The 25,141-nt window shown below is 69.1% G+C and carries 26 protein-coding genes, 1 pseudogene and 1 CRISPR repeat array; of the genes and pseudogenes, 9 read left to right on the top strand and 18 right to left on the bottom strand.

The annotated features are described in order from the left end of the window. Positions 1 to 722: 722 nt before the first annotated feature. On the bottom strand, positions 723 to 1,145 hold the full coding sequence (locus HNR21_RS30655; protein WP_182707888.1) for a hypothetical protein: 423 nt from the start codon (positions 1,143 to 1,145) through the stop codon (positions 723 to 725). Further along, positions 1,142 to 1,621, bottom strand: coding sequence for an ATP-binding protein (locus tag HNR21_RS30650; protein ID WP_182707887.1), 480 nt, complete (start codon positions 1,619 to 1,621; stop codon positions 1,142 to 1,144). Before HNR21_RS30650 ends, HNR21_RS30655 begins: the two co-directional genes overlap by 4 nt. 233 nt (positions 1,622 to 1,854) lie before the next feature. Here HNR21_RS30650 and HNR21_RS30645 point away from each other — a divergent pair, with 233 nt between their 5' ends. Beyond that, positions 1,855 to 3,309, top strand: a complete 1,455-nt coding sequence (locus HNR21_RS30645; RefSeq protein WP_182707886.1) for an NsdA family TPR-like regulatory protein — start codon at positions 1,855 to 1,857, stop codon at positions 3,307 to 3,309. Here the strand turns inward: HNR21_RS30645 and HNR21_RS30640 are convergent. From HNR21_RS30640 to HNR21_RS30625, 4 genes are all read right to left on the bottom strand, one after another. Continuing rightward, the gene (locus HNR21_RS30640) at positions 3,242 to 3,832 is read right to left on the bottom strand and encodes an NUDIX hydrolase (RefSeq protein ID WP_312881430.1); all 591 of its coding nucleotides are present in this window, start codon (positions 3,830 to 3,832) and stop codon (positions 3,242 to 3,244) included. The genes HNR21_RS30645 and HNR21_RS30640 overlap by 68 nt on opposite strands. Positions 3,833 to 3,962: 130 nt before the next feature. Then, the gene (locus HNR21_RS30635; protein ID WP_182707884.1) at positions 3,963 to 4,367 is read right to left on the bottom strand and encodes a hypothetical protein; all 405 of its coding nucleotides are present in this window, start codon (positions 4,365 to 4,367) and stop codon (positions 3,963 to 3,965) included. Further along, a complete protein-coding gene (locus HNR21_RS30630; protein WP_182707883.1) occupies positions 4,364 to 5,176 on the bottom strand; it encodes a phosphotransferase in 813 nt (270 codons plus the stop codon). The genes HNR21_RS30635 and HNR21_RS30630 overlap by 4 nt, the downstream gene beginning before the upstream one ends. A gap of 18 nt (positions 5,177 to 5,194) precedes the next feature. Next, on the bottom strand, positions 5,195 to 5,740 hold the full coding sequence (locus HNR21_RS30625; RefSeq protein WP_182707882.1) for a glycine-rich domain-containing protein: 546 nt from the start codon (positions 5,738 to 5,740) through the stop codon (positions 5,195 to 5,197). Between the two features lie 525 nt (positions 5,741 to 6,265). Between HNR21_RS30625 and HNR21_RS30620 the strand changes: the two genes are divergently transcribed. From HNR21_RS30620 to HNR21_RS30610, 3 genes are read left to right on the top strand one after another with little or no spacing between them, the layout of a single operon-like run. Continuing rightward, positions 6,266 to 6,682, top strand: coding sequence for a hypothetical protein (locus tag HNR21_RS30620; RefSeq protein ID WP_182707881.1), 417 nt, complete (start codon positions 6,266 to 6,268; stop codon positions 6,680 to 6,682). Next, the gene (locus HNR21_RS30615) at positions 6,679 to 7,011 is read left to right on the top strand and encodes a hypothetical protein (protein WP_182707880.1); all 333 of its coding nucleotides are present in this window, start codon (positions 6,679 to 6,681) and stop codon (positions 7,009 to 7,011) included. The genes HNR21_RS30620 and HNR21_RS30615 overlap by 4 nt, the downstream gene beginning before the upstream one ends. Then, complete coding sequence (locus HNR21_RS30610) at positions 7,005 to 7,274, top strand: hypothetical protein (RefSeq protein WP_182707879.1); 270 nt, start codon at positions 7,005 to 7,007, stop codon at positions 7,272 to 7,274. The genes HNR21_RS30615 and HNR21_RS30610 overlap by 7 nt, the downstream gene beginning before the upstream one ends. Positions 7,275 to 7,307: 33 nt before the next feature. On the opposite strand, the gene HNR21_RS30605 is transcribed toward HNR21_RS30610, so the two are convergent. The 7 genes from HNR21_RS30605 to HNR21_RS30575 form a co-directional block, all read right to left on the bottom strand. Next, a complete protein-coding gene (locus tag HNR21_RS30605) occupies positions 7,308 to 8,090 on the bottom strand; it encodes a hypothetical protein (RefSeq protein WP_182707878.1) in 783 nt (260 codons plus the stop codon). Between the two features lie 946 nt (positions 8,091 to 9,036). Next, complete coding sequence (locus tag HNR21_RS30600) at positions 9,037 to 9,729, bottom strand: hypothetical protein (protein WP_182707877.1); 693 nt, start codon at positions 9,727 to 9,729, stop codon at positions 9,037 to 9,039. A 394-nt stretch (positions 9,730 to 10,123) separates the two neighbouring features. Next, positions 10,124 to 11,401 carry an MFS transporter gene (locus tag HNR21_RS30595; protein WP_182707876.1) on the bottom strand — a complete coding sequence of 426 codons (1,278 nt, stop codon included), beginning with the start codon at positions 11,399 to 11,401 and terminating at the stop codon, positions 10,124 to 10,126. A gap of 175 nt (positions 11,402 to 11,576) precedes the next feature. Beyond that, entirely contained in the window at positions 11,577 to 12,053 is a 477-nt protein-coding gene (locus HNR21_RS30590; RefSeq protein ID WP_119730081.1) for a hypothetical protein, read from the bottom strand. Positions 12,054 to 12,097: 44 nt separating this feature from the next. After that, positions 12,098 to 13,204, bottom strand: coding sequence for a hypothetical protein (locus HNR21_RS30585; protein ID WP_182707875.1), 1,107 nt, complete (start codon positions 13,202 to 13,204; stop codon positions 12,098 to 12,100). Between the two features lie 6 nt (positions 13,205 to 13,210). Beyond that, complete coding sequence (locus HNR21_RS30580; protein ID WP_182707874.1) at positions 13,211 to 13,627, bottom strand: WXG100 family type VII secretion target; 417 nt, start codon at positions 13,625 to 13,627, stop codon at positions 13,211 to 13,213. A 165-nt stretch (positions 13,628 to 13,792) separates the two neighbouring features. Continuing rightward, a complete protein-coding gene (locus tag HNR21_RS30575) occupies positions 13,793 to 14,035 on the bottom strand; it encodes an alpha/beta hydrolase family protein (RefSeq protein WP_246445997.1) in 243 nt (80 codons plus the stop codon). A 666-nt stretch (positions 14,036 to 14,701) separates the two neighbouring features. Here HNR21_RS30575 and HNR21_RS30570 point away from each other — a divergent pair. From HNR21_RS30570 to HNR21_RS30550, 5 genes are all read left to right on the top strand, one after another. Continuing rightward, positions 14,702 to 15,526: a YbaB/EbfC family nucleoid-associated protein gene (locus HNR21_RS30570; RefSeq protein WP_182707873.1), complete on the top strand. Its 825-nt coding sequence runs from the start codon at positions 14,702 to 14,704 to the stop codon at positions 15,524 to 15,526. Positions 15,527 to 15,538: 12 nt separating this feature from the next. After that, a complete protein-coding gene (locus HNR21_RS30565) occupies positions 15,539 to 15,868 on the top strand; it encodes a WXG100 family type VII secretion target (protein ID WP_182707872.1) in 330 nt (109 codons plus the stop codon). Between the two features lie 3 nt (positions 15,869 to 15,871). Continuing rightward, positions 15,872 to 16,366: a WXG100-like domain-containing protein gene (locus tag HNR21_RS30560; protein ID WP_182707871.1), complete on the top strand. Its 495-nt coding sequence runs from the start codon at positions 15,872 to 15,874 to the stop codon at positions 16,364 to 16,366. A gap of 64 nt (positions 16,367 to 16,430) precedes the next feature. Beyond that, a complete protein-coding gene (locus HNR21_RS30555) occupies positions 16,431 to 16,883 on the top strand; it encodes a hypothetical protein (RefSeq protein WP_182707870.1) in 453 nt (150 codons plus the stop codon). A gap of 112 nt (positions 16,884 to 16,995) precedes the next feature. Then, positions 16,996 to 17,532: an SMI1/KNR4 family protein gene (locus tag HNR21_RS30550; protein WP_182707869.1), complete on the top strand. Its 537-nt coding sequence runs from the start codon at positions 16,996 to 16,998 to the stop codon at positions 17,530 to 17,532. 423 nt (positions 17,533 to 17,955) lie between these two features. Here HNR21_RS30550 and HNR21_RS30545 read toward each other — a convergent pair whose 3' ends face one another. From HNR21_RS30545 to HNR21_RS34810, 5 genes and pseudogenes are all read right to left on the bottom strand, one after another. Further along, the gene (locus HNR21_RS30545; RefSeq protein WP_182707868.1) at positions 17,956 to 19,749 is read right to left on the bottom strand and encodes a S9 family peptidase; all 1,794 of its coding nucleotides are present in this window, start codon (positions 19,747 to 19,749) and stop codon (positions 17,956 to 17,958) included. Between the two features lie 25 nt (positions 19,750 to 19,774). Then, a complete protein-coding gene (locus HNR21_RS36470) occupies positions 19,775 to 20,773 on the bottom strand; it encodes a helix-turn-helix transcriptional regulator (protein WP_182707867.1) in 999 nt (332 codons plus the stop codon). A gap of 284 nt (positions 20,774 to 21,057) precedes the next feature. Continuing rightward, on the bottom strand, positions 21,058 to 21,756 hold the full coding sequence (locus HNR21_RS30535; RefSeq protein WP_446697342.1) for a transposase: 699 nt from the start codon (positions 21,754 to 21,756) through the stop codon (positions 21,058 to 21,060). Positions 21,757 to 21,819: 63 nt separating this feature from the next. Further along, positions 21,820 to 22,053, bottom strand: a pseudogene (locus tag HNR21_RS36770) (ISL3 family transposase); the annotation flags it as partial. Continuing rightward, positions 22,005 to 22,577, bottom strand: coding sequence for a transposase family protein (locus HNR21_RS34810; protein WP_220500364.1), 573 nt, complete (start codon positions 22,575 to 22,577; stop codon positions 22,005 to 22,007). The pseudogene HNR21_RS36770 and the gene HNR21_RS34810, both read right to left, overlap by 49 nt. An 88-nt stretch (positions 22,578 to 22,665) precedes the next feature. Beyond that, positions 22,666 to 24,951: a CRISPR direct-repeat array (repeat unit 29 nt; unit sequence GGGACCATCCCCGCGTGCGCGGGGAGCAG). Positions 24,952 to 25,141 lie beyond the last annotated feature (190 nt).

Below are 25,141 nucleotides of genomic sequence, written 5' to 3'. Positions count from 1 at the left end.
GCTCCTCTGGCCCGCAGCAGAGCCGGGTCCATCGTGCCGCCGTTGCATCAGACGCCGGTCGTCGGCCTGCCCCCAGAGCCGGGTTCGTGTCGGCGGATCGGTGTTCAGGCCGAACGAGGTCTCGGGGATGATGTCCGGCTCGGCGAAGCGGATGTAAGGGCCTCGTGTCCGGGTTGTCGCTGGGAGACTCAGGCCAGATCCGGGATTCGGGTGGTTCTTACTCCTGCGGGTCGGTGCCGGCTTGGTGTCGCTGCTCATGGGCATGCGCCTCCAGAAGGACGTGGCGGGTCATCGTGCTCTCCTTCCGGTAGACGGTGCGAAAGGCGCGTTCGGCAGAGTCGCCCATGCGCTCAAGGACGCTAGTTGACTCCATATGCGCTCTGAACGCAGCATGCCATAACGCACAGGGGACCGCCACCATAGCCGGACTGGAGTTTCGTCCACATGGTCGAATATGGACGAAAAGCGGGTTGTGGCGCATGCCGATTTTTGGGGTGGATCGGCGAGTGGCTGTCACATCGGCCCAGAGTGCGAGCTGGCGACACAGTGATCGCCTTACACCGTCAAGGGCTGGGGGTGTGATGACGACTCCATACACGTGACCACCCAGGCGGACTGCTTTCAGGGCAGAGCGCTGCCGATGGTCGGGATCATCGGACACGGGGACGGCTCCTGGTACGGCTGAGACGGTCGTCCTGGCGCCCACGACGAGGGCTTGCCGGTTAGGGAAGTAGCAGCGCGGCCGTCCAGGCCAGGCAGGCTCCGGCCAGCAGCCACCACACCGGCTCCAGCCGACGCCGTCGACCGGTCGTGATCAGGTCCTGAACGGTCAGGCCCGGTGGGGACGTGTGCTGGGCGAGCAGTTCCCGGTGGACCGCGTGCAGGCCGTATGCCTCGACGAGGGCTTCGGTGATGTGGTCGGCGGCACGCTCGGAGGCTCGGGCGGTTCCGGCGGCTATTGCCGCGCCCAGCAGGTCGCCGCAGTTGCGCCGGGAGAACGACTGCCGGCGGGCCTGGGCGGCGGCGTGGCGTAGGTCGTCGCGTACGGCTTCCACCAGGGTGATCGCCTGGCGGAGGGTGCGCGGGTCGGCGTCGGGCAGGCGCGGGTCGGGGCCTGGCCGCCCGTTGCTGTTGGGGCGGGTCATGACGCGGTGTTCCAGCAGGCCCAGGTGACCTTGCCGCCCTGTTCGGCGGGGCAGTGGCCCCAGGCGGTGGTCAGTGCCTCGACCAGCAGCAGTCCGCGTCCGGATTCCTCGGCCGCGCCGGGGTGACGCCGTACCGGCCGCTCCTCGCTGTGGTCCCACACCTCCACTAGCAGGATCGCGCCCGTGTAGCTGAGCTGCAGGGCGATCGTCGCGGGGGTGTGGTCGTACAGGTCGGCATAGTCGGTGGGGGCGGGCCGGCCGGTGTGGTTGACGCTGTTGGTGACCAGTTCCGACACCACCAGCCCGCAGTCTGCGGCCAGTGCTCGCAGGTTCCAGGCGTTCAGCAGGTCGGTGGTGAAGCGGCGGGCGGTGCCGGGCGCGCTGGGCAGGGCGGCCAGCCGGAGCCGTTCGGTGCGGGCCGGGCCCAGCTTTGGCGGCGCCGCCGCCGTACCGGAGGGAGTGTGGCTGTGGGGCATGGGATCTCCCTGAAAGGGCAGGAAAGCCACGAGCGCACGCAACAAGGTCGGAGATGTCGGATTCCTGGCTGGAAGCGGGATTGTGATGCGTGCACCGTGACCGTTCCCGCATCGCTGATTCGGTCACGTTCAGCGAACCTGCTGCACATTCTGTGTGACCAGCCGACAATGAACGGCAGGAGCCGACATGCCGCCCGGCATTGCGTGTCGGGTGTCATCGCGGAGGTGCACGCGTGGCCTACCAGACCACTTCGCAGGTGCGGGCGCGGCTGCGTGCCGAGCGTAAACACCGGGGCTGGGACGTCGTCCGATTGGCGCGGGAGATGCTCGCGGCGATGGACGAGTCCCAGCGGCCGACTCTGACCAGCATGGTCCGCAGCATCGAGCGGTGGGAGTCCGGCACCAACCGCGGCATGAGCGAGCGGTATCGGCTGCTGTACGCCAGGGTGTACGGCACCTCCGAGAAGGACCTGTTCGATTTGGCCCCGCAGGGTCCGGAGAATCGCGGTGAATACATGGGGGACGGCGCTGCCTTGGAGGCTGTGGTCGTTCACCGGGATGTGGCCGAACTCGCCGTTCTTCGGCTGCCCGCGACCCTGTCGGAGAGCGCGAGCCTGATCGCTACTCTCGCGCGTGCCGATCTCGAGGACGGCAGGACGTTCGCCGAGCAGCCTTTCGATGTGGCGGCGTGCTCGTCGGCGGCTTTGCGGTGGCTGATCGCGCCCCGCACGACGCTGGGGCCTGGTGACGGGGACCGCGGGCTCGGCATGGAGGACGTGCAGGAGATCCGCGAGGCGGTGCAGGCGTTCCGGGTGCTGGACAACCAGATGGGCGCCAGCAGGATCCGCCGGACCGTCGTGGACTATCTGTGCGTCGATGTCGCTCCGCTGCTGCGGTCGGCCCGTTGCAGCGAGCCGGTCCGCCGGCAGCTGTTCTCAGCGGCGGCGGAGCTGGCGCAGCTGTGCGGATGGCAGGCGCACGACCTGGAGTTGCAGGCGCTGGCCCAGCGGTACCTGGTACAGGCCCTCGCGCTGGCGCGGTTCGCCGAGGACGACCGGCTCGGCGGGGAGATCCTGGCCGCGATGAGCCAGCTGGCCATCTACGTGAGGCGGCCGGACGAGGCGATCGACATGGCGCAGGCCTCGCAGACCGCCGGTGACCGGACCGGCCTCGCCGTTCTGGAGGCCGAAGGGCTGGCCTTGGAGGCGCACGCCCACGCGCTCCGCGCCGACGCCACGGCATGTTCCAAGGCGCTCAGCCGCGCCGAAACCGCCTTCTCCCGGGCCGGCGACGCCGATGATGTGCCACCCTGGCTGGCCTATTTCGACGAGGCGTACTTCGCGGCGCGGATCGCGCACTGCTACCGCGCCCTCGGGCAGGGCGCGCAGACCGAGCGGCACGCCCAGCGGTCGCTGCGCATGGACCCGCGGTACATCCGCGGCAAGGCGTTCAACACCGCCCTGCTCGCCAGCGGCTACGCCGCCCAGGGCGAGGTCGAGGAGGCGTGCCGGTACGGGCGGCGGGCCGTTGACCTGACCGCCAAGCTCGGGTCGGCCCGGGCGGTCGCCTCCATCCAGGGGCTCCTGCAAGACCTCGCCCCGTACGCGGGCACGGAACAGGTCACCGAGCTTCGGGCGTACGCGGCCGGGCGGTTGCCCGCGCCGCAACGGCATGCAGCACGCCCATGACGGTGGCCGCGCCGACGATCTCCCCGCGGGCGATCATGGCCTGGGCCTCCTCGATCGGCACCCACCGGACCATCTCCGCCTCGTCGGGCTCGGGCTCGCCGACCAGGTCGGCGCCGTGGGCGACGTACAGGTCCTGCGGCGCGTCCGCCGACCCGACCGCCGGCTGGTAGGTCAGCAGGAACTCCACGTTGCGGGGCCGCCAGCCGGTCTCCTCCTCGACCTCGCGGGCGGCGGCGATGGGGCCGTCCTCATCGGGGTCGACGTAGCCGCCGGGGATCTCCCAGTCCCAGCGGTCCAGGATGAAGCGGTGCCTCCAGATCAGCAGGATCCGCTCGCCCGCGTCATCGAGCACCAGCGTCATCGCGCACCGGGGCAGCCGGATCACGTACTGCTCGAACCGCACCCCGTTCGGCAGTTCCACGTCCGCCACCGACAGGCGGATGTGCCGGTTCTCGTCGACGATCCGTTCGCCGTGGACGACCCACTGGGTCCGCCCGGCGGGCTCGGGTTCCGGGTTGGTCACGGCTGGGACGCTACCGCCCAGCCGCGCCGGTGGAGGACACATCCTGCGCGGACGGCCGCGTACCGGCCATGGCCCCGGCGGACCGGCGATAGGTGATGGCCGACTGCGGAACGGGCGGATCGAGCGCTGGTCACAGTCGGCGGAGCAGCTCGGCGGCGTCGGTGATGCGGTCGCGCGGGAAGGTGAGCGAAGCCCAGGGGCCGGAGGGCTCGTCCCTGGCGGCCGGCTGCAGGAGCCACCGCCCGGAGTCGCGCAGCGGTCGCCATGCCTCCAGCAGGCGGGGGCCTTCCTTCGCCCGGACGATGAGCCAGGCACGGCCGATGTTGCGGGCCGCCGCGGCGGGGCGTTCGGGCTCGGGGGTGCGGGTTCCTCCGCCCAGGATCGCTTCGCCGGCGTCCTGGCAGGCCAGGTTCGTGGTGTGGCCGAGCCGCCAGAGTTCGGCCACCAGCGGGACCATCTCCACGTCGATGTCGATGGTCCGCCCGCCGGGGGCCTGCATGGGCTGCGTGGGGTGGACCTGTGTCCAATCGGTCACCGGGGCCGTTCCTTCAACCGGTGGTCCGCCCACCGCCGGATCAGGCCCGCATAGAACGCGACCCACTCGGCCGGGTTGACCTCGCTGCGCGTGCGCCACAGCTCCGCGAAGGCCACCGACCAGCGGGTGACGCAGCCCGGATCCACCTCCGCCCAGGAGGAGAACTGCGCGACCCACTCCTCGGCGGACTGCGGCGAGTGGCCCGCTTTGATCAGCCAGGGAACGAGCAGCCCCAGCTCCACCCACGCGGCGCCCCGCGAGGTGAACGCCCAGTCCACCAGGTAGGCACGACCGTCCGGGGTGATGATGAAGTTGTCCTCGTTGAGGTCGGTGTGCAGCAGCACATTCCCGCTCAAGGGCGTGGTGTCCTCCAGCACCTGCTGCCACCGGCGCTCCACGGCCAGGCGGACCACGTCGGGGCAGGGCGTGGCCTGCAGCGCATGGATCGTCTTGGCCAGGGCGACCAGGTCGGGTGAGCCGGGGGAGAAGTCCGCCCGCCGGCCCTCCACATGCTCGAACCCGAGGGCGAGCCACCCCCCGGCCTCGGCCTGCCACCGAAGCCGGGGAGCGAGCTCGGCCACGTGCGGGTTGACGGCCGCCTCCCGGCGCAGCGACATGACCTCCGGACCGTCCCTGCCGGCCAGCTTGCGGGCGGCCTTGACGAAGGTCCGGCCGCCGGCGGTGTGCAGGGTGCAGGCGATGTCCGCGTGGTTGCCCGCGGGCGCCGGGGTGATGGCGCTGATCGGGCCGGTGTGGGCCTCGATCTGACCTCGCAGGTCCTCGGGCAGGTCGGTCCAGTCACTACGCACGGGCGGTCCCTTGGGTTGTCAGAAGGAGATGGTCAGCGGCGTGTCCGAGGTCAGGCCGTAGCCCTCCCAGCCCTGCAGCCCCACCAGGCCACCCTGGCCGGCGCACTCCGGCGGGCAGCAGCTGGAGGCGGCCTCGTCGTTCCAGAACTCGGCGTCGACGAACAGGCCGGTGGCCTCCAGATGCGGGATGGTCCGGGCGAGCGCCGCGCCGGAACGGATGTCGTCGTCCATCACCGGCCGGTGGTGGATCATCCCCCCGGCGAACGCCAGGCTCAGCGGCAGGTACAGCTCCGTGCGCTGCAGGGCCGTGTGCCACACCTCGTCGACCGGCGGGGTCGGCACGATGCGGGCGTAGGCGTCCGGGTCCTGGCGGGCGGCCCGAAGAATGTTCCCGACCGCCTTCAGGAAGACCAGGAACTGGCCGACGGCGCGGTCGGTGTAGGCGTGCGAGGCGTGGTGCGTCTTGCGGAAGTCCTCCACCAGCAGATCCCACGCCCAAGCGGGAACCAGCTCACGGGGATCCTTCGCCGTGGCCTGGGTGGGGCGGTCTGCCAGAACGGTCATCGAGACTCCTTCCCGTGAAGGGCGGGCCGGCGGCTCGTCACAGCGCGGCCCCGGGCCCTCCTCCTGCGGAGGGCCGGTCACCGTCAGTGGACCAGCGCGTCCACGACCCCAGCCAGCCGACAACGACCGACATCCACCGGCACGGCTCGACGCCCAGGCCGTGAAGACGAACGCCCCACCACGAGGGCGGGGCATCGGTGTTGGCGCACGCATCCGGCAGCCTAGCGCCCGGCCACCTGCGGGAAAGGGAGTTCTCCGGAGCGCGGTCGTTCCTGCGGCGGATGTGCTGCACCGGTAGGCCACCTCTCCTGCGCACCTGGTCAGCGGCATTTCGTCCGTGTCTTGTCGGGCTGTGCCGGGGGAGTGCCCGGGCTTGTCGCTCGCTGCCGGATGGCGATCCGCGGCACACCGGGTGTTCGCTGACAGTGACCGCACGACCCCGCTGTGGGGTGCGGTCAGGGGCGGTGATCCGGCGCGGGCCACCGCCCCTCTTCCCGACAGCGATGGTGCATGCGGAAGGTACCGATGTCTCCCGACCCTGCGCTGCTCCGGCCGCACCCGGCCGGACTCGGCCTGCCGAAATCACCCACCGCCCGCAGGGGCCTGTACTCCTGGACGATCGTCGAAGCCCTGGGAGACCCACCGGCGCTCGGGGCGGTCGGCGTCTGCGACGACCGCGAGCGGGCCATGCAGGAGATGGCCGATGCCCTCCGGGCCACCTCGCAGGAGGGGGCGTTCGGGCTGCTGCACAAGGTCGAGCGTCGCCTGGTCGGGATCGGCTACTGGTATAGCGACCTGCTGGCCCTCGCCCACATCGACCCCGACCGTGATGCGCTGGTGGTGTCCGAAGGGGAGCCGTCCGGCAGCCGGAAGCCGCTGAGCGATGTGTTCTGCGAGGTCGTCAGGGCCACCGGCACGCCCCCGCTCGGAAACGCGGCATGACGCATCTCGGCATTCCCCGCACAGACGGGCTGGAGGCGGACCCACGGCAGACCGCGATCCGGCAGCTGGCCGAGCTGCTGAGAGGCCGGCAGTACGACGTGACGGTAGAAGCCTCGCATCTGACCGTGCAGGACGGCGGACGGCCGGTGCAGGTGTGGGCGATGCACCGGCCCGACGACGACCACAGGCTGTGGTTCGCCTGGCCGGGCCGGATGTGGATCTGCCGGACCAGCCACCTGCAGGACGCCGTCGTGCACGTCAAGAAAGCACTGCGGCGCACCCCCAGCGCTCGCGGCGAGGACCCGCCCTCGTCCCTACGAGGGTGCTGAGCCGACGCGGCGGTCCTGAGCGGAACCCCCCGAACGCCGGGACCGCCGCGTCCTCCAACCCCTCCGACATCGTGTTCCTGCGCGTGGTGTTCTTGCGCGCGCTGATCACCGTGTACCGGCCGTGGATCACCTCCATGGTGGTCAACGAGCCCGAACGCCGACGCGCCGCCGCCCGGGTGGCCGCGGCGCAGCGGGAGCTGGACAAGCTGGCCGCACCACGCCGGCCGGACGGCACATGGACCCGCCCGGGACACCGGAGCTGACCGTCGCCGACGGCACCGAGGTGACCGCCGAGATCAAAGAACACCCTCGTTCCCTGGTCGTTCGTGGCCAAGGGCGCCGGTCTCGAGCTCGTCACCGGGCCGGGAGCCGAGGGCGGTGATTGCCTGCTCGGGCGACAGCAAGGTGATCGGCCGGTGGAGTGGTTGGCGTGGACTGTCGATGTCGATGACGTGGGTGGGGCCGTAGGGCCAGGGACCGGCGAAGAGACCTGTCAGGTTGATGCCGGAGCACCGCCGGATGGTCTGGTGAACGACGTCGGCATCCGATCCCGGGGTGACCAGCCAGAGAGTGCGTGTGCTCTGGGCGGTTGAGGCGGATCCGGGATTGGGCAGGCCGCTCCGTGACTCGAGGTGTTCGATGGCCTCCTCGAGGGTCTCTGCCGCATGGAGACCCGGTGCGAGCGCTTCCAGGAGGGCGCTGTCCAGCTTGATCGGAAACAGGCGTTCGAGGTCGGGTCTCGTGGTGATGACCCGGGTCGGGACGGTCCGGGAGGCCAGCGCTTGGACCAGCGCCGTTCGGAGGAGCCCGTCGGTGCCTGGTCCGATCACTCCCGCCCCGTCCGGGTGATGGAACGCGGACATCAGAGAGAGGGCCTCCCCCAAGAGACCGCCTGCCGTGTCGGTCCGATGGGCTCGAGCGGGCGGGATGTGATCGAGGAGCCTGCGCAGGCGATTTCGGATCGCGGAGTAGGGTGCGCGGATCCCTCGCAAGCCATGCACCACGTTGGAAGCGATCACCCAGGTCTCCCGATGGGAGATGGTGAGGCCCGGGCGAGTGGGGTCGGGTGCTTCGGTCATGGCGTACCTCCAGGTCGGTGGGCGATTGCCGAGCAGGATGCAGGCGGTGCCCCGGGCGGGGCGATGGGTGAAACGCCGCATGGCGACAAGTGATCTGTTGCAGTGGCACCCGAGGGCAGGGCCGTGAGTGCCTGGTAGAGGCGCAGATACGTGGGTCCGGAGCGCGTGGTGAGGCCCGGGCTTGGCAGTGGCGACTTGTGCTCAGTGGCGGGAAGCACCACCGGCTGAACCCTGTGCTGGCATAGAGGCGTGCCGCTACTTTCTGCCTCCGGAAGGAGCGGATGGGGCGCTGAGGTGGTGGCCAAGTGGCTGCTGGCAGGGGTCGTTCCGGACGAGTCGCTGGAGTCGTACGCCGGTTGCTGGAGCAGGGGAGCACTGGCCCGAGGAGGCGGCGGGGGTATGTTGAGGCGCTGACCGATCGGGGAATGGCGCACGTGCGGTTCAGTGACGGCTTCTCGTTTCCAGATTCGGTTGAGGACGAAGGCGGCCCTGGCGATGTCGCCGGTTCGGCCCGGGTTCAGGGTGATGTGTTGCAGGGAGCGCCGACGCTGCCTGAGTTCGGCGGCGGCGCGTTCTCCGAGGGCGCGGACGCCTCTGATCAGGTTGTTCGTGGTGCGTGTGTCAGCATGCAGGGCCTGTCCGGAGCGGCCTTCGGCCGCCGGACCGGAGGAGGATGCCGATTCCGGCGCCGATGTAACCCTTGCCGACCAGGGCGGGCCGGCCGTTGCCGCTACGCGGTACAGCGCGGGGAGTGCGTGGATGCGGGCGGCGGTGATATCGCGGTGGAGCCGGGCTCGGTGCCGGAGACCCACAGCAGGGTGCGGCCAGGAACTGCACGTTGCCGACGAATGCTTGGTGCTTGTGACTGAGCCATGGGTCGTCGCCGTTACGGAGGCCGCCGGCGCGGCGGTCGGGCTCGATCAGGGCGCCGTCCGGATCACGTGGGTCATGGCCTCGCGTCGGCACCGGTCCCGCACCTTGTGCAGATACGGGGCTTGATCGGCGAGGACGCCGATGCCCTCGTGCAGGTGGCGGTGAAAGATGCCGGGTACTCCACGACCTGCTCCGGATGCAGCGCGCACGGGAGCGGCACGTAACCGTCGTAGTCGACGAACACAGGCTCCGGCGGCTGCTCCAGGACCTGTGTCACCTCGGAGGAGTGTCGCCACCGCAGGTGCACCGCCGATGACGACTCGCTCTCGATCTCGGTGGACGGGCACCACAGCACCTGCAGCAGGTCCGTGCCGTCCGGGCAGGGCAGGTCCGGGATGTCCCGCGCGTACAACTGCGCGACCGGCAGCAGCGGCCAGGGCTCGGCGGGCGCCCTTGTCGGGTCATGCTCGACCGGCTCCCGGTCCACGACCGCCTGCTCTGCGGCCGTGCGCGGCGCTCCGGCCTGGAGGATCCGCCGCCGTGCCCGTACGTCCTCCAGACCCCTCAGCCGGGACGACCAGTGCGTCTGCTCGCACATCGGCCAGTCCTCGTCGGCCGGCCACAGCAGCGGCCCGCCCACCGAGCTGTCGTGCACCGTCGGCGTCCCCGGCCGGGGATGCAGCCGCGTGGCCGTCCTGGCCATCCCCGCCAGCTCCGGGAATACCGCGGCCACGTCCACCGGCCGCGGCGGCGTCGTACGCCTCATCCACACCCCCAGCGATCCCTCGCGCCCGACGACCGGCACCGGAATCCGTTGCAACGCGGCAGCTGTGCAGCTCAGCGGCCACTGCCGCACCTGAAAGCCATCCCGGACCGCCCTCTCCAGCAGCCCAGGACAACCAGGACCACCGGCTGACCGCCGACAATAGCCCGCCGGACCGACAACGACCGGGGCTCCTAGACCGCCACTGAACGCGTTGAGCGGTGCGCGGCTTGCGAGGGGGCAGACGCCGGAGTCACCGGTCAGGAACGGCAGTACGTGGGACAGGACATCGGTGGATCTGTCCCAGCCGCTCGACCACCTGCTTCTTTGAGGAACCTCACCGCACCTCTGCGGACCTTTCCGGCAAAGGGATCTCTTGTGCGCTCCGAGAGCTGGTTCAGGATTTCTCTGCTTCGACCACCACAACCATCGGCTCTTCCCACTCCTCCAGCAGGAGCGGCTCCTCCGATGCGGCAGGAAGTCGTCGCACCTGGGCCGATGTCAGCGTGGCGGCGGTGGCGGCGAGGATGAGGAACGCGCTGGCGGTGGCGGTGTTGCGTGGTCCGATCGCAGAGGTCAGGGGGCCGGCGGCCAGGAGGGTCAGCGGGGTCAGGGCGAAGTTGCCGAGCAGGCCCCAGCTGTTGATGCGAGCCAGCATCTGGGGAGGGAACTCGCGCTGGAGCGTGGTGGACCACAACACGAAGTAGACGGCCTGGCCGACGCCGGGGACCAGCATGGCCGCGGCCAGCACGGGCCACGGCGTTCCCGCGCCCAGCAGCAGCATGGGGCCGGCCGCGGAGGCGGGAAGCAGCGCCGCGGCCAATGCCGGGCGGGTGGGTCGCCAGCGGGCCGCCACGAAGCCGCCCAGCAGCGCGCCGAAGGCCTCGCAGCCGGCCACGACTCCCCACGCGCCGGACCCTCCATGGCCTTGCGACATGTGGGACGGGCCGACGACGCCCATGAATGTGCTGACCGAGACGGCCACCGCCGTGAACTGAACGGTGAGGACCCACACCCACCGGGTGGAGGCGAACTCGCGCCAGCCGGTGCGCAGGTCGGTCAGCAGCCTGGGTCGTTCCGGCCGCCATACCGAGGTGTTGAGCCGGATCAGCAGCAGCACGCTGACGGCTCCGGACGCCGCCTTCATCGCCGCCGCCCATCCGGGCCCGACGGCGGCGACCACGATGCCGGACAGTGCCAGGCCGATGAGGAGTCCGGCCGAGTCGGCCTGGCCGAGCAGCGCGTTGGTGTTCTGCCGGTCCCGGACGCGGACCAGGTCGACGACGATGCTGCGCAGGGTCGGCATGAAGACCGGCCGCTCCAGCCCGGACAAGAACGCCAGCAGGCACAGCAGGGCCAGCGGCACGCCCCCGCCCAGGAAGCAGGCCGCCAGAGCACCCCAGGTCACCGCGGCCAGAACTTCGGCACCGGCCAGTACAATATGCCGCCGGAAGCGATCGCCGAGGACACCGCCGACGAGCACCAGCAGCGCGGGCACCGCCCTGCACGCAAGGACCAGCGACAGACCACCCGGCCCATGGCCGAGCTGCAGAGTTCCCCAGGCAAGAGCGATGTGACCGAACCCGTCACCGGTGCTGGAACTCAGCCGAGCCCCGACCAAAGGCGCAACCGAACGGCTTTTGAGCAGATTGAACAGGCTTCGCTGGACCGACACGGCAGCGGACGATACCGAGCCGCCGCATCAGAACGATCTGAGGAATACCCGAACGTGGCAGAACATGGAACTACAGTTGGCCAAGGCGCTGGAAGCCGAACAGCCTCACAGCGCCTTGGCCAAGAGGGTCATCAGTTGCATACGGCGAGCAAGGCGTATCAAGCCCGTTCACGCCTCAACCGTAGTCCTCGACCGCCGCGACGAACCTGCAACTCGAGCCGTCCAGGGCAAAGTGCAGGGCACCTCGCTTGTAGGTCGCGAGGTCGGATTTCGATGCATAGAACCGGAGGCTCGGCCCGGACGGCACTTGTACGCCCACCGCTTCGGCGGCGCGTTTCAGAGCGTCCTCACCGATCGAGTGCGGTCCGTCCGCTTGGCGCAAGTCGATCAGGTCGTTGTCCTGTACGACCTCCGTGACCTGCCGGCAGGGAACCGTGAACGTCAGGTTGAGGTAGTAGGGCGCAGAGTCGTTGCGGCTCTTGAATCGCACCTGGCCGGCGCCGGGGGGCAGATCGAATCTGAGGTCTTGCAACGCCTGGTCCAGGGAGATGTCTGGATCGCTGCCGCGAACGGCGCGGGGATCTGGGTGCTCATCGGTGAGCGGGTCCTCGCCGGCGCCCTGAAGACCACAGGCCGCCAGCAACGACACCATTGTGCCCAGCAGCGCGATGGAGCATCGTTTACCGGTCGGCCGTCTCATGGGCGGCGGTGGGTGGTCGAACCGTACACGTCGAAATCTCGCGCCATTCCACTTGTATGCAGATGTGATATGTCGTTCTGATGGATGGTGCCGAGCGCCGGCAGATGCAGCGGACCGCGCTGCTCGTTCTCGTTGCCGAAATTGTACCGCTTGTAGAACTCGATGGTGTAGTTGTCCCCTTCTCCGCGAATGCGGTACTGATATCCATTGAACGCGTAGTACAGGTCCAGGTTCTCCCGCTCGTTGAAGCGAGTGGACATCCACCCCGTGTCGAAGCTGTGCGATCCCCGGTACTTGTTGAGCTGCTCCTGCACACTGCGCTGGAACTCCGGGCTCTGCTTCATGAGCTCGTCCACGTTCACCTGACGGGGGCTTCCGGAGCCGTCCAGCCAGTGCGCGAGCAGGCCCGATGCGATCGGCCACTCCTTGGCCATGCCGCCCAGAACCACCAGTTCGAGCTTCTTGTGCGTCTCTCGGTCGCGCTCGCTCGGCGTCTCGACTCCGAAGGGGCGTCCGAAGTCCGTGGCCGGCCACAGTGGGGGGAGGTCGAAGATGCCGAGGGGCAGGTCCTCCCGCCAGACTCGGTCGGACGCCAGGAGGCCGAGCTCCATGGTCAGCCGTCGATCGGTGGCGTTGGCGCCGTCGACCGCCCTCTTGAACGCGGCGCTGATCTGGCTCGCGCGTTCCCTGAGCGACGACCACAGCCGCTGCGATTCGGCGTCATGCCGATCGGCTCGAGTCATTTCCGGCAGGGTCAGCGAACCGTCATCTCCCACACGGAGGTTGTTCGCACCGGCATCGTTGATCGCCGACCTGAGATCGTCTTGGTGTTCTTTGAACTCGTTCGCCGCACGACTCAGGCTGTTGTGGACGCTGAAGGCGATCATGACGGCGCGCTGCAGACGTTCGTGCTCTCGCCGTATCTCCTCGGTGGCCGCCGTCGCCGCAAGTCCCTGCCAACCGGAATCCCTTACCCCTCCCACAATGGCCCGGTTGTAGGATTCGGAGGATTTGCGCAGCAGTTCGGAGTGGTTGCGCCATCCGTACGCGGCGGTCGTCAGCGCATTGAAGTCAGCGTCACGCAGTTGCCTGAAATCAACCATGCCACCTCAGTCGAGGATCTTCCAGATCTCGTTGATGCGGCTTCGGATGTTCGACTCCGCACCACGGTATGCGGCGGCCGTACGGGACAGGCGAGGTCCCAGACCATCCGTCTGATCCGCCATGGACCTCATCGACCTCGACCACGAATCCATGAGCTTCGCCAGCGCACCTGCCGACGTGAAACCGTCTCTCAGGGCATCGGTGGCGGCGTCCGTCGGAGCACCCACGCTTCGCAGCAGGCCACGCAACTCACCGGCCAGCGAATCAGCCACCTTGGCGGCCTGATCCAGTTTGCCGATCTGCTCGTAGGACAGCGTCCCAGGGTTGTCCACCAAGGGAGCCAGGCCAGGCGGTACCCCCATCCGCTGCGGCGGTGCCCCTCCCGGATCCAACAACTTCCGAAGGTCGGAGTCGTCAGTCACCAGTCAGACCTTTGCGCTCATGAATCACCACTTGACGATGATGTCAGGTGATCATACAGACGCTGTAGCGGCATACTTCATGACCGAAACCACAGTGGCCGAATCCGGCCTGTCGGCCCTCGTGAAGCAGCTGCTCCCGCTCGCTGACACCGGTCGCCGGATGGCTCACCGCAGCATGTGGATCAGGAATCTGGCGATCTCTTCGTAGGCCTGGATCTCGTTGTTGCGGTTGGTGAAGCCGTGGCCCTCATCGGGGTAGACGTCGTAGCGGACGTTCACGCCGCGTTCGCGGAGGCGGTGGACGAGCTGGTCGGACTCGCTTTGGGGGACGCGGGGGTCACGGGCGCCCTGGATGACGTAGAGCGGGGCGGTGATGGTGTCGGCGTATGTGACCGGTGAACGCTCCAGGAGTCTGTCGGCCCTTGGTTCGCCCTCGGGGGTCGAGGTCAGGCAGGTGCACAGGAAGCGCAGTCAGACGCGGGTGCCACCGAGCGGATCCCGCACGGCGGCCACGGTCCCTGCTGTTTGGGAGGTTTGCTGGAACAGCCGGGCGGCTCACAAGCGCTGCCCCATGTGGCATCGCTGCAACCGCTCCCGAGCGGGCGGGCCATGTCTGTAATGGCTACAGCACAGACGGACACCGGCCCGGCCGGGGCCTCTACCGGCTGTGTGCGGGTCGACCCTCGTGCCCCTTCGCCAGGAATCAAGGTCACTCCCTGCCGACGGCGCACGCCAGCGATCCCCTCGAAGCGGGCAGGCGCTAAAGGATCAACCGGGATGGATGGCCGGCATCGGACACCGGGAGTTCGGCGAGCGGTCGACGGCACCCGCGGGTGAAGCACACATGTCGTCGCAGGTCTTGGGCTCAACCGACCTCACTGGCGTGAAATACGTCATACATCGGCATCCCTGAGCGAGATATCAGCCCATTTCGCCTTTCTTGTCGGGAAAGTGTTATATACAGTGTCCTAGTCGATCTGCCTGGATGTGCGAGCGGCCGGTTTCGCGGGTTCCGTAGCGGTGTCGCACCGTCCCGGCGGGAGTTCTTTGCGCTGAACGGAGTGGGTTGCCGGCATGGCTGCAGGTGAGGAGGGGTTCGACCGCGAGGAACGGTTGCGGGAGGCCCGGGAACGCCTGGCGTCCGCGGGCACCGTGACCGATCGGGCGGAGACCCCGGCCGAAGGTGAAGCCGCGAACGGGTGGGTACGCGCCGTGGCCGCCGAGGGACGGCTGATCGAGATTGTCCTGAACCCCCGGGCGATGCGATGGGGTCCGGCCGAACTGGCCGAACACCTCACCTCAGCGATCAACACGGCCCTTGATGGGGCTCGCGCGGAGGTGCTGGCCGCCACCGAACCGATGATCGACCCGGCCACGTTGCTCGTGCGGTTGCGCGAGGTACAGGACGCGAGCATGCGCGTGATGGCGGCCATCGGTCAAGGCTTGGACGAGGCGATCGCGAAGATCAGGGAGCGCGCCAGCGTCACCGGCACCCCTGCCTCCGCCCAGGGGTTCGACATCCTGTTGGAGCAGACCCGGGCCCTGGTGACCGCGGCCGTCCCCCCGTCCGCCGTCGAGGACGAACAGGACCTGCGGGGAACCGGGCGGGATCCCTCCGGCCTGGTGGTCGCGGTGGCGGCACCCGGCGGACGGGTGGAGTCGCTGGAGATAGGGGCCCGTGCGCTCCGGACCGGTTCGGCGGACCTGGCCGACGGGGTGATGGCAGCGGTGAACGCCGCCCTCGACGACTTGCGGGAACGCGAGAGCGCACGATCGGGCGCGCTCGGTTCGGACGAACTGCTCGGCCGGGTCCGGGAGATCCAGGACCTGAACCTGGAGCAAATGCGCGTTCTCACACGATCCCTTTCCACGGTGATGACGAATATCAGGCGTGACTGAAGGCAGGGCAGCATGGGTTTCGGCGAGCTTGGTTTCGACTCACCCGCGATCGACCGTGCGGGCGGGCGCATCCAGCTGTCCGCGAACGACCTGAAGGCGAAGGTCGACGCGTTCAACACAGAACTGCAAAGCTACGGCCAGCCATGGGGATCCGACGATGTCGGCATGCTGATCGGAATGTGCTATCAGGCGATTTACGAGATCGCCATGGAGTGCTTCCAGGAGAACATCGCGGAGCTTTCCGAGTACGGGAACAGCGTGCGGGTCATGGCCGCGACCTACCGCGAGTCCGAGGATCTGTCGGCCATCGAGGTCAACCGGGTCCGTGACATTCTGGGGTGACGGGTGGGGCTGCAACTTCCAGGCGAGCTGCGCTCGCTGCTGTCCATGCTGGGCTATGACTGGCCGGAGGCGGACGAGACCAAGCTGTTCGAGATGGGCGGCAAGTGGATGAGCTTCGCCGGCACTCTCCAGCAGCCGATCGCGGACACCCAGGGCCACGCCCAGCTGGTGTGGACGGGCAACCGGGGGGAGGGCATCGAGGCGTTCCGCAAGGACTGGACGGCCGAGGACGCCCCCGCCACCAACCTGCAGGACTCGCTCACCGCGTGCCACATCATCGGCGCGGGACTGATGGTCTGCGCCGCCATCGTCCTGGCCCTGAAGATCAGCGTCATCGTTCAGTTGATCATGCTGGCGATCCAGATCGCCCAGGCCATCGCCACGGCCGTACCCACCCTGGGCGCGTCCCTCGCGCAGATCCCCATCTTCAAGATGATCACAGGTCTCATCATCGACATGCTCATCGACATGGCAATGAACGCGATTCTCAATGGTTAGGCGAGGACACCACCTTCCCAGAGGTGCGAACAGCGGCACCGCAAAGGGTGTCTTCAAGGCCGCCATGAGTTTTCTCCGATACTCCAAGCGGGCCCACAAGACCCCGGTCAAGCACGGCACCGTGATGAAGAGATATAAAATCATGCGCGGACCGGTCGAGTTCCGCCTGCCGAAGGACGCCACCCCTGATGAGGTCAGGCAGGCCCAGGAGTACTGTGACTACGCGAACAAAGCCCTGAAGGAAGGGAAGCTGTCCCCGACCGGACGCGTCAAGGTCAGTGGAAAACTCAAGGACGACAAGGAGGACGCGGCCGAACGGGAACGGCAACGCGCCGAGGCGGCAGGAAACCCCTATGGCCCACGGGTCGCCGCCCATCTCCCCGACACCACCTGGGTGGGGGTTCCGGAACCGCCCGGCTGGGGGCGGCACACGAACCGAATAAATTCAGTCCTCGGGTCTCAATCCGGATTGTACCCGGAAGGATACCGGCCCACCGAGTTCCGAATAGAGACATAGTCCGACCCCTTCTCGACTTGCAGACCAGGGCGCCCTCGATTACGCTACGTGTGCATAGTTTTCATCTCAGGTGTCACAGCGAGGGCGGGATGTCCCGCCGGGGAAGGTTCACATGTCCGGCCAGGAGGACTGGAAGACTCTTCTCGGGGCAATGATCATGGCCAAGTCGGACATTGATCAGCTACCCGGAGAGAAGCTCGAGCAATACACCGTTCCGCGTGTCAAGGCCACCGAAGACGAACTCGCCGAGTTCGAGCGCGAGATCGGCGAACGACTTCCCTCCTCCTATCGCAACTTCCTGCTGCATGCGAACGGATGGCCCCGCTTCTACTACCGGATGGATCTCTTCGGAATTCCGGAATTGCGGGGAGGTGGGAACTGGCCGGTGGCCAACGAGCTGCTGACGGTTTACGCCGAGGATGTTCTGCCGTCCGTCGACCTCGACCCCAAGGGGGTGGTGCCGGTCGGCGCCGGCCAGGGAATGCGGGATCTGCTGCTGGTGGTCAGGGAAGGCTGGCCTGCGGCCGGCGAGGTGTCCTGGATCGACGGCGAGGAGATCGGGCGCTTCGAGGACTTCGCCACCTTCATGGCCTACATGGTCCAGAACCGCAGAGAGTACTACGAGAGGCGTGCCGGAGCGGGAAACTAGGCTGCCTGCCGCAGTCTGCCTGTGATGAGGACGCACCACGCTGGGCGATGATCTCGATCAAGTCTGCGCCCGTCGGCGGCGATCTCACCCGGCCGGACTGGACACCCGTGATCCTTCACTGCCGGCCGACGCCCGTAGAGCGCCCTACCCAGATCGCCTTCAGCGCTTCCGGATCAACATCGCCTTTCGCCTCGGCGAAGCCGACTCAGCACGCTCACCTTCGTCCTGGTGCTCCACCCGCACGGCAGCACTGCCTACCGAGGCCGCTGCGCTCACAGGGCTGTCCGACCGCCATGGCAGCGGCACTTCAGCAGGCAGGATGACATGCACACGTAGCGCACCCCGCTATGCGGAACAGCCTGCGTTTTCGACCAGTCCACCGCGGACTGGTCTGTGTGCCCTCACGTTGATCCCCAGAGGGGTTCATCGCAGCATGTGGATCAAGAACTCGGCGATCTCTTCGTAGGCCTGGATCTCGTTGTTGCGGTTGGTGAAGCCGTGGCCCTCATCGGGGTAGACGTCGTAGCGGACGTTCACGCCGCGTTCGCGGAGGCGGTGGACGAGCTGGTCGGACTCGGTCTGGGGGACGCGGGGGTCACGGGCGCCCTGGATGACGTAGAGCGGGGCGGTGATGGTGTCGGCGTGTGTGACCGGTGAACGCTCCAGGAGTCTGTCGGCTTCGGTGTCGGGGTCGCCGAGGACGGTGGCGACGAAGGTCTTCCAGGTGGGTGGGGAGGCTTGGGCGAGGGTGAGCAGGTTGGCCGGGCCGCAGATGGAGACGCCGGCCGCCCACGGATAGGGCAGGCGGGCCAGGCAGGACAGGGCGGCGAAGCCGCCGTAGGAGGCTCCGGCCACGGCGATGCGCTGGGGGTCGGTCCAGGGCAGGGTGTGCAGGTAGCGGACGGTGCGGTCCAGGTCGGCGAGGTCGATGCCGCCCCAGTCGCGGTAGATGAGTTTCTGGTGGGCGGTGCCGTAGCCGGTGGAGCCGGCGATGTTGGGGGCGCAGACGGCGATGCCGTGGGCGAGGAGGTGCTGGTAGAGGCCGGAGCGGGCGTAGACGGGGCGTTCTTGGGCTTCGGGGCCGCCGTGGATGGACAGCAGGACCGGGTGGGGGCCTGGGCCGTGGGGGCGGTAGAGCAGGGCGTGGATCTGCCGGCCGTCTGCGGCCGGATAGGTCACCAGCTCGGGTGCGATCGGCTCGGTGACGTGGAGCGCCGGGGGCCGGGTGTCGGTCAGGTAGCGGAACCGGCCGTGGTTCAGGTCGAGGACGGCGAGTTCGGTGGGGCGGGTGGCGGCGTCGATCAGCAGGACGGCGGTAGAGCCGTCACCGGCCAGGGTCAGCGCGGTGACGACGCCGGGTGGGATGCCGGGCAGCGTCAGGTCGGTGTCGTTGCGGCGGGCGTGCAGGGTGGAGCGGCCGGCCTGGTTGATGGACCAGATCAGGGTGTCCCCTCCGACGTCGAGGAGTTCGACGTCCCAGTCGGGCTGGGCGATCGGGGTGAGGGAGCGGTCGGCCAGGCGGTAGCAGGCGGCGGCGGTGAAGTCGCCCCAGGCGTCGGTGAGCAGGTAGAAACCCGAGGAGTCCGGCGCCCAGGTGGCAGGGTCGAAGACGCCGCCGTCCAGGTCGGCGGTGACGCAGACGGGCTCGGGGTCGGGGTTGGTCAGGTCGATCAAGTAGCAGGCGATGTCGGTGTGGGAGCGGAACCCGGCGGCCAGCAGCCACTGGCCGTCCGGCGAGATGCCTGTGGGTTCGAAGACCACGTCGGGCGGCGGGATGAACCTGCGTTCCCGCTCCTGTTCCAGGTCGAGCAGCAGGAGGTCCTGGACGTGCGGGTCGCGGTCGTTGGCGGCGTAGACCAGGAACCGGCCGGTCGCATCGAACGGCGCAGCGGCCAGGATGCGCTGGCAGTCGCCGCCGGAGGACAGCTCGACGGGCTCACCGCCCTCCGCCGGCACCCGGTACAGCCGGTACTGCTCATCACCACCCCGGTCGGCGGAGAAGACCAGCTCCTTGCCGTCCGGCGTCCAGGCCATCTGCCGCACCGCGCGATCGGGGAACCCGGCCAGGCGGCGCGGCTCGCCGCCGACGACCGGCACCACCCACAGCTCGTACCGGCCCGAGGCGTTACCCGAGTACGCCACCAGGGTCGCGTCCGGGGACAGGGCGATGGCCGGCTGGAACCGGTGGCGGGGAACGAAGTCCTGGAACTGAGGCAATGGACGGCCTTCCAGCGGTTACGGGTTACTTGATCCAGCCGCGGCGCACGGCGGCGGCCCCGGCGGCAAAGCGGGTCTCCACGCCGAGCGCCTCGCGGATGGCGGTGATGTGACGGCGTACGGTGGTCAGGCTCAGATCGACCCGGCGGCTGATCGCCTCATCCGACAGTCCCTGGGCGAGCATCTGCAGGATCGCCGCCTGGATGCCGGTCAGCGGCCCCTCGACGGTGCCGCCGCCGAACGGAACGGCCCGCTCCCACAGCATCTCGAAGTACTCCCGCAACGCCCCGACGATGACCGGTGACCGCACCAGCAGCGCACCGGACATGCCCGTGGGCGTGAGCGGCAGCAACGCCACCGCCTCATCGGCCAGCTTCATCTTCATCCCGATCCGCGGCAGCAGCCGGGCCTGCTCCCCGGCCTGCACGGCGGCCTCGATGGTCTTCACCCCGATCGGGTGCTCGGCGCACCGGGTCTCATAGATCGCCCGGCACGTCACCTCACCGTCGAAGCCCGGCAACGGCGCGAACCCGGTGCTCTCCTGAACCGGAGTCTCCAGCACATAGTTGTCCAGCGTGAGCCAGTCCCGCCGCGCGGCGTTGATCAGCGCGTACGACAGGCGGCTGATCTCCGCCCGATCGGTCACGATCTCCACCAGCTGATCCGCAGAACCACCGGCACTCGCCCGGGGCCTGCGGTGGCTCTCGTTCAACCGGCGATGTCCGGTCAGCAGACGCTCCTGCTCACACGCCAGCCGCCGGCCCAGCTCGGCCAGCACACCCTGCAGGGCCAGATCCGGCGGCGCGGGCACCAGCCGAGGCGGAGCCACCGGACCACCCGGACGAACATGCGCCATCCCCCGGCAGGTCAACGCCTCCACTGCCTCGGCATCACCCAGCAACGCGCCCGCCTCGGCCTGCGGGCAGCCGTCCTCCGCCAACAGCTTCAGATACGCCGCCAGCAGCTCGTCGGGGACGACGCCCTCCAGCAGCCGCCGAGCGTCCTCCTCGTCCCACCCGCTCACCACTCACCTCCCGCGACAGAGAGTAGTGCTAACGGCACTCGTTGCTGCGGCGATTGGGCTTCGCAGCGCGACCTGAACGAACCGGCTGAGCGCTCCCCGCCTCTGACGCGTTGTCATCGCGGCTCCGAACCTCGGAGATGCCCGGAGCGCGGGTTCCTCACGGCTCGCATGGTGGCCCTCGACTGTGCTGGTGGCGGCTGGTCGCCCACTGCTTGCGGAATAGCGCGTGTGTCAACGACGCGCGAATCCTGGCTCAGGCACAGATTTCGTGAAGTGGGCCCGTGTCAGTCGGCCAGCAGGATGCGTTTGCGCAGGAGGTCGGGGTTGGCGCGGCCGTACATCTGTCTCTTGATCGTTTTGGTGCGGTTGACGTGGCCTTCGACCGGGCCGGAGCTGTAGGGCAGGGTGAGACCGGCGGTGACGGCGTCCTGGTCGCGGCGCAGGCCGGTGACGAAGGAGTGCAGCTCAGGCAGATCGTCATCGAGTACGGCGCTCATCCAGGCTTCGAGCCGCTGCCCGGCGCGGTGCACCATCATCTCGGTGAACCGGCGAACATGCGCCCGCAGGGCGGCCAGTTGCGGGCACGCGGTGCACAAGGCGTCGAGGCGGCGGTGGTCGTCGGGGTCGAGGTGGGCGGGATTGCGCAGGAACCAGCCGGTGGCCTGCCGGACCGTCGGCGGCCGCGCTGAAGCCGGGGCGGCAGGCAGTTCGGTCCGCCAGGGCTTCACATACTGGCGGACGGTGGTGTCCCCGCCCCGGTAGCCCAGGACGCACAGTTCCTGCCGGCGGACGGTGTTGCGGCCCAGATTCAACTCGTGGGCGATCTGCCGCAGGCCGTGGCCTTGGACGATCAGGGCATGGATGGCGGCGTGCCGCTGGCGGGTGCGCTCCGCGATGCGATCCTGCCTGGTCCCCGGCGTGACAGAGGGGTTCGCCGTGGGCGGTGCGGGGAGCCCATCGGGCTGGGCGACCGGCGCGTCGATCAGGTCTTGAAGATGTCGGCGGTGCTTGGTGACGGTCCGTTCGACGGCTTCACCGAGGTTGTGCCACAGGTGCCAGCGGTCGGCGACCTGGATGGCCTCGGGCGCTCCCCGGGCGATGCCGTCGGCATAGGCGCCGGCTCGATCTCTGCAGACGATCTCGACACCGGGATGGTCCCGCAGCCAGGCCGCCAGGGTGTCGGCGGTGCGGTCGGCCAGCACATCCACCGGTCTGCTCGTGGCCAGGTCGATCAGGATCGTGCCGTGGATTCTGCCGCGCCGCAGGGCGAAGTCGTCCACGCCCAGCACCTTCGGAGCCTCGAAGGCGGGGCCGGCAAGTTGCGGATCAGCCTGGTCAACGTCATCCGGCTCACCGCGGCCGCCAGGCGTTCGGCCAGGCGCGCACCGGCGCGGCCGACCAATGCCAGCACGATGTCCCCCAAGGCTTCGCCTGCGGTGATGCTGCGGCGGCCGTAGCGGACCGTCAGGCCCGGAACCTGCTCGGCGAAGGTCTTCTTGTCGCAGGCGTCGTTGGGACACCAGAACCGGTGAACCCGCAGGTGGATCAGTACTTCCTGGTTACCGACCGCGGTGTCGGACAGGCGCCGCTCATAGTGGCTGTGTCTGCGCTGCGACAGCGCCCCACAGCCTGGGCACTTGGCCTCGCTCGTCGCGGTTCTGGCCCGGATGCGCACCGAGGCTCCGGAACGGAACACCTGGTCCACGCACACGCGGGCCAGGTGAGGAAACAAGACGGCCACCAACTCCTTGATCGACACACCGGCGATGCCGGTGATCAAGACGTCGGCTACCGACGAGAACACCGAACCGTGACCTACCCGACCGGCGCCTTCACGGAATCTGTGCCTGAGTCAGGATTCGCGCGTGTTGACACAGGCTCACGTTCGAGGAGGGACCATCCCCGCGTGCGCGGGGAGCAGGGACTGTCCGGAAGGTGGTGACGACTAGTGCCGGGACCATCCCCGCGTGCGCGGGGAGCAGGATCGGATTCTCGCCCATCCGGGCAGTGAGAGGGGACCATCCCCGCGTGCGCGGGGAGCAGACGCGCTGCGGGCCGCGCGCACCCCTGGGGAGGGGACCATCCCCGCGTGTGCGGGGAGCAGCGAGAGCTGGTGATTCCGTACACCCGGGAGTCGGGACCATCCCCGCGTGCGCGGGGAGCAGACAGACGTTGCACGTCTGGTCTGAGTACCGGGGGGACCATCCCCGCGTGCGCGGGGAGCAGCAGATCGTGCAGCACACCCTCGACTCCGACAAGGGACCATCCCCGCGTGCGCGGGGAGCAGTGCCGCTTCCAGCGCGGCGTCCGCCTGGGGCTGGGACCATCCCCGCGTGCGCGGGGAGCAGGGCAACAGCCGTCCCACCACCAACGAGGAATGGGGACCATCCCCGCGTGCGCGGGGAGCAGGTCGCCCTGCGCCAGCGGTTGCCGCTGTCGGCGGGACCATCCCCGCGTGCGCGGGGAGCAGGCGTGCGGCCGGAACTGCCACGAGCCGTTCCAGGGACCATCCCCGCGTGCGCGGGGAGCAGACATCCCCCTGGCCGCCGCGTTGCGCGACGTCGGGACCATCCCCGCGTGCGCGGGGAGCAGGAGGCGTCGGACATCCCGGACGGCGCGGTCCAGGGACCATCCCCGCGTGCGCGGGGAGCAGTGGGTGGGCTCGACGTACGGGGAGCCGTCCTCGGGACCATCCCCGCGTGCGCGGGGAGCAGGAGGCGTCGGACATCCCGGACGGCGCGGTCCAGGGACCATCCCCGCGTGCGCGGGGAGCAGTGGGTGGGCTCGACGTACGGGGAGCCGTCCTCGGGACCATCCCCGCGTGCGCGGGGAGCAGGGCGGCGCTTTGCTCTCCGGCCTTGTCTAGCAGGGACCATCCCCGCGTGCGCGGGGAGCAGCGCTTCACCAGCGAGTCCATGATCCGGGTGGTGGGACCATCCCCGCGTGCGCGGGGAGCAGTGCTCCTGACCCCCTCTATTGGGATGTGTGCAGGGACCATCCCCGCGTGCGCGGGGAGCAGGCGCTCAGTGCCGTCCGGGACGCGCCTGCAGCGGGACCATCCCCGCGTGCGCGGGGAGCAGTGCCGAGGTTTCCGCCGGGGTTGTCCTGCGTCGGGACCATCCCCGCGTGCGCGGGGAGCAGAGCTCGGGTTCGCTGCCCGAATGCAGCAGCCAGGGACCATCCCCGCGTGCGCGGGGAGCAGGTCGGCTCCTGGGGGTCGGCCGTCCCCGGGGTGGGACCATCCCCGCGTGCGCGGGGAGCAGGGGGGTGCGGTGAGCGAGCGTCCTGCCGAGCTGGGACCATCCCCGCGTGCGCGGGGAGCAGTTACTTCATAACGATTCGTCTAGGCTCTTTACGGGACCATCCCCGCGTGCGCGGGGAGCAGTGGCAGTTCCGGCAGGACTTCGCGTGGCCCTCGGGACCATCCCCGCGTGCGCGGGGAGCAGCGCAGGACCGGCTCCAACCGGCCCTCGGCACGGGGACCATCCCCGCGTGCGCGGGGAGCAGCGCCCGCTGGCCACCCCCGCCGAGGTCGCCGAGGGACCATCCCCGCGTGCGCGGGGAGCAGGCCGAGCCGGGACGGCCGCCGTGGGCGGTGCAGGGACCATCCCCGCGTGCGCGGGGAGCAGGGCCCCGTTCTGATGCAGACCGTCATCCCCGAGGGACCATCCCCGCGTGCGCGGGGAGCAGCGGACCTCGGCGGACTTCATGCGGCGCGGCTTGGGACCATCCCCGCGTGCGCGGGGAGCAGACGTTGCCGTTGGCGTCGTAGATGACCGCCAGGGGACCATCCCCGCGTGCGCGGGGAGCAGGTGGCGCGCACGTCGTAGACCGGCTTCTGCCTGGGACCATCCCCGCGTGCGCGGGGAGCAGCCTCCGTCGCATGCCTCGCCGCCGGCATCGTCGGGACCATCCCCGCGTGCGCGGGGAGCAGTGCGTCCAGTACTCCTTGAGCTCGCGGCCGTCGGGACCATCCCCGCGTGCGCGGGGAGCAGTCGAGCTGGTCATCGACGAGGGCGATCTGCCGGGGACCATCCCCGCGTGCGCGGGGAGCAGTGGTATACGGCGTCCGGCTCCTTGTTCGCCGGGGGACCATCCCCGCGTGCGCGGGGAGCAGGGGATGGGCGTCCGGGACGGCGATCGGCCACCCGGACCATCCCCGCGTGCGCGGGGAGCAGACTTGCTGACCTGCGGGTTTATGGCGGGGCGGGGGCGAAATTCCTTACTTTTACAGATTCGGGCATTTCGGTCATTGCTTCGTTGGGTGGCTTCGTTGTTGGTTCAGAGTGCCTGCGGCATGGTGGTCGGGACAACTCGATGTGGCGGGTGCTGCTGGAGTCGCAGTATGGATCAGCAGTGCGTCGGCGT

Origin of the sequence: Thermomonospora cellulosilytica (assembly GCF_014138835.1) — a bacterium.
GTDB lineage: Bacteria > Actinomycetota > Actinomycetes > Streptosporangiales > Streptosporangiaceae > Thermomonospora > Thermomonospora amylolytica.
Note: the sequence above shows the minus strand (reverse complement) of the source record. Positions and strands in the feature narration are given on the sequence as shown.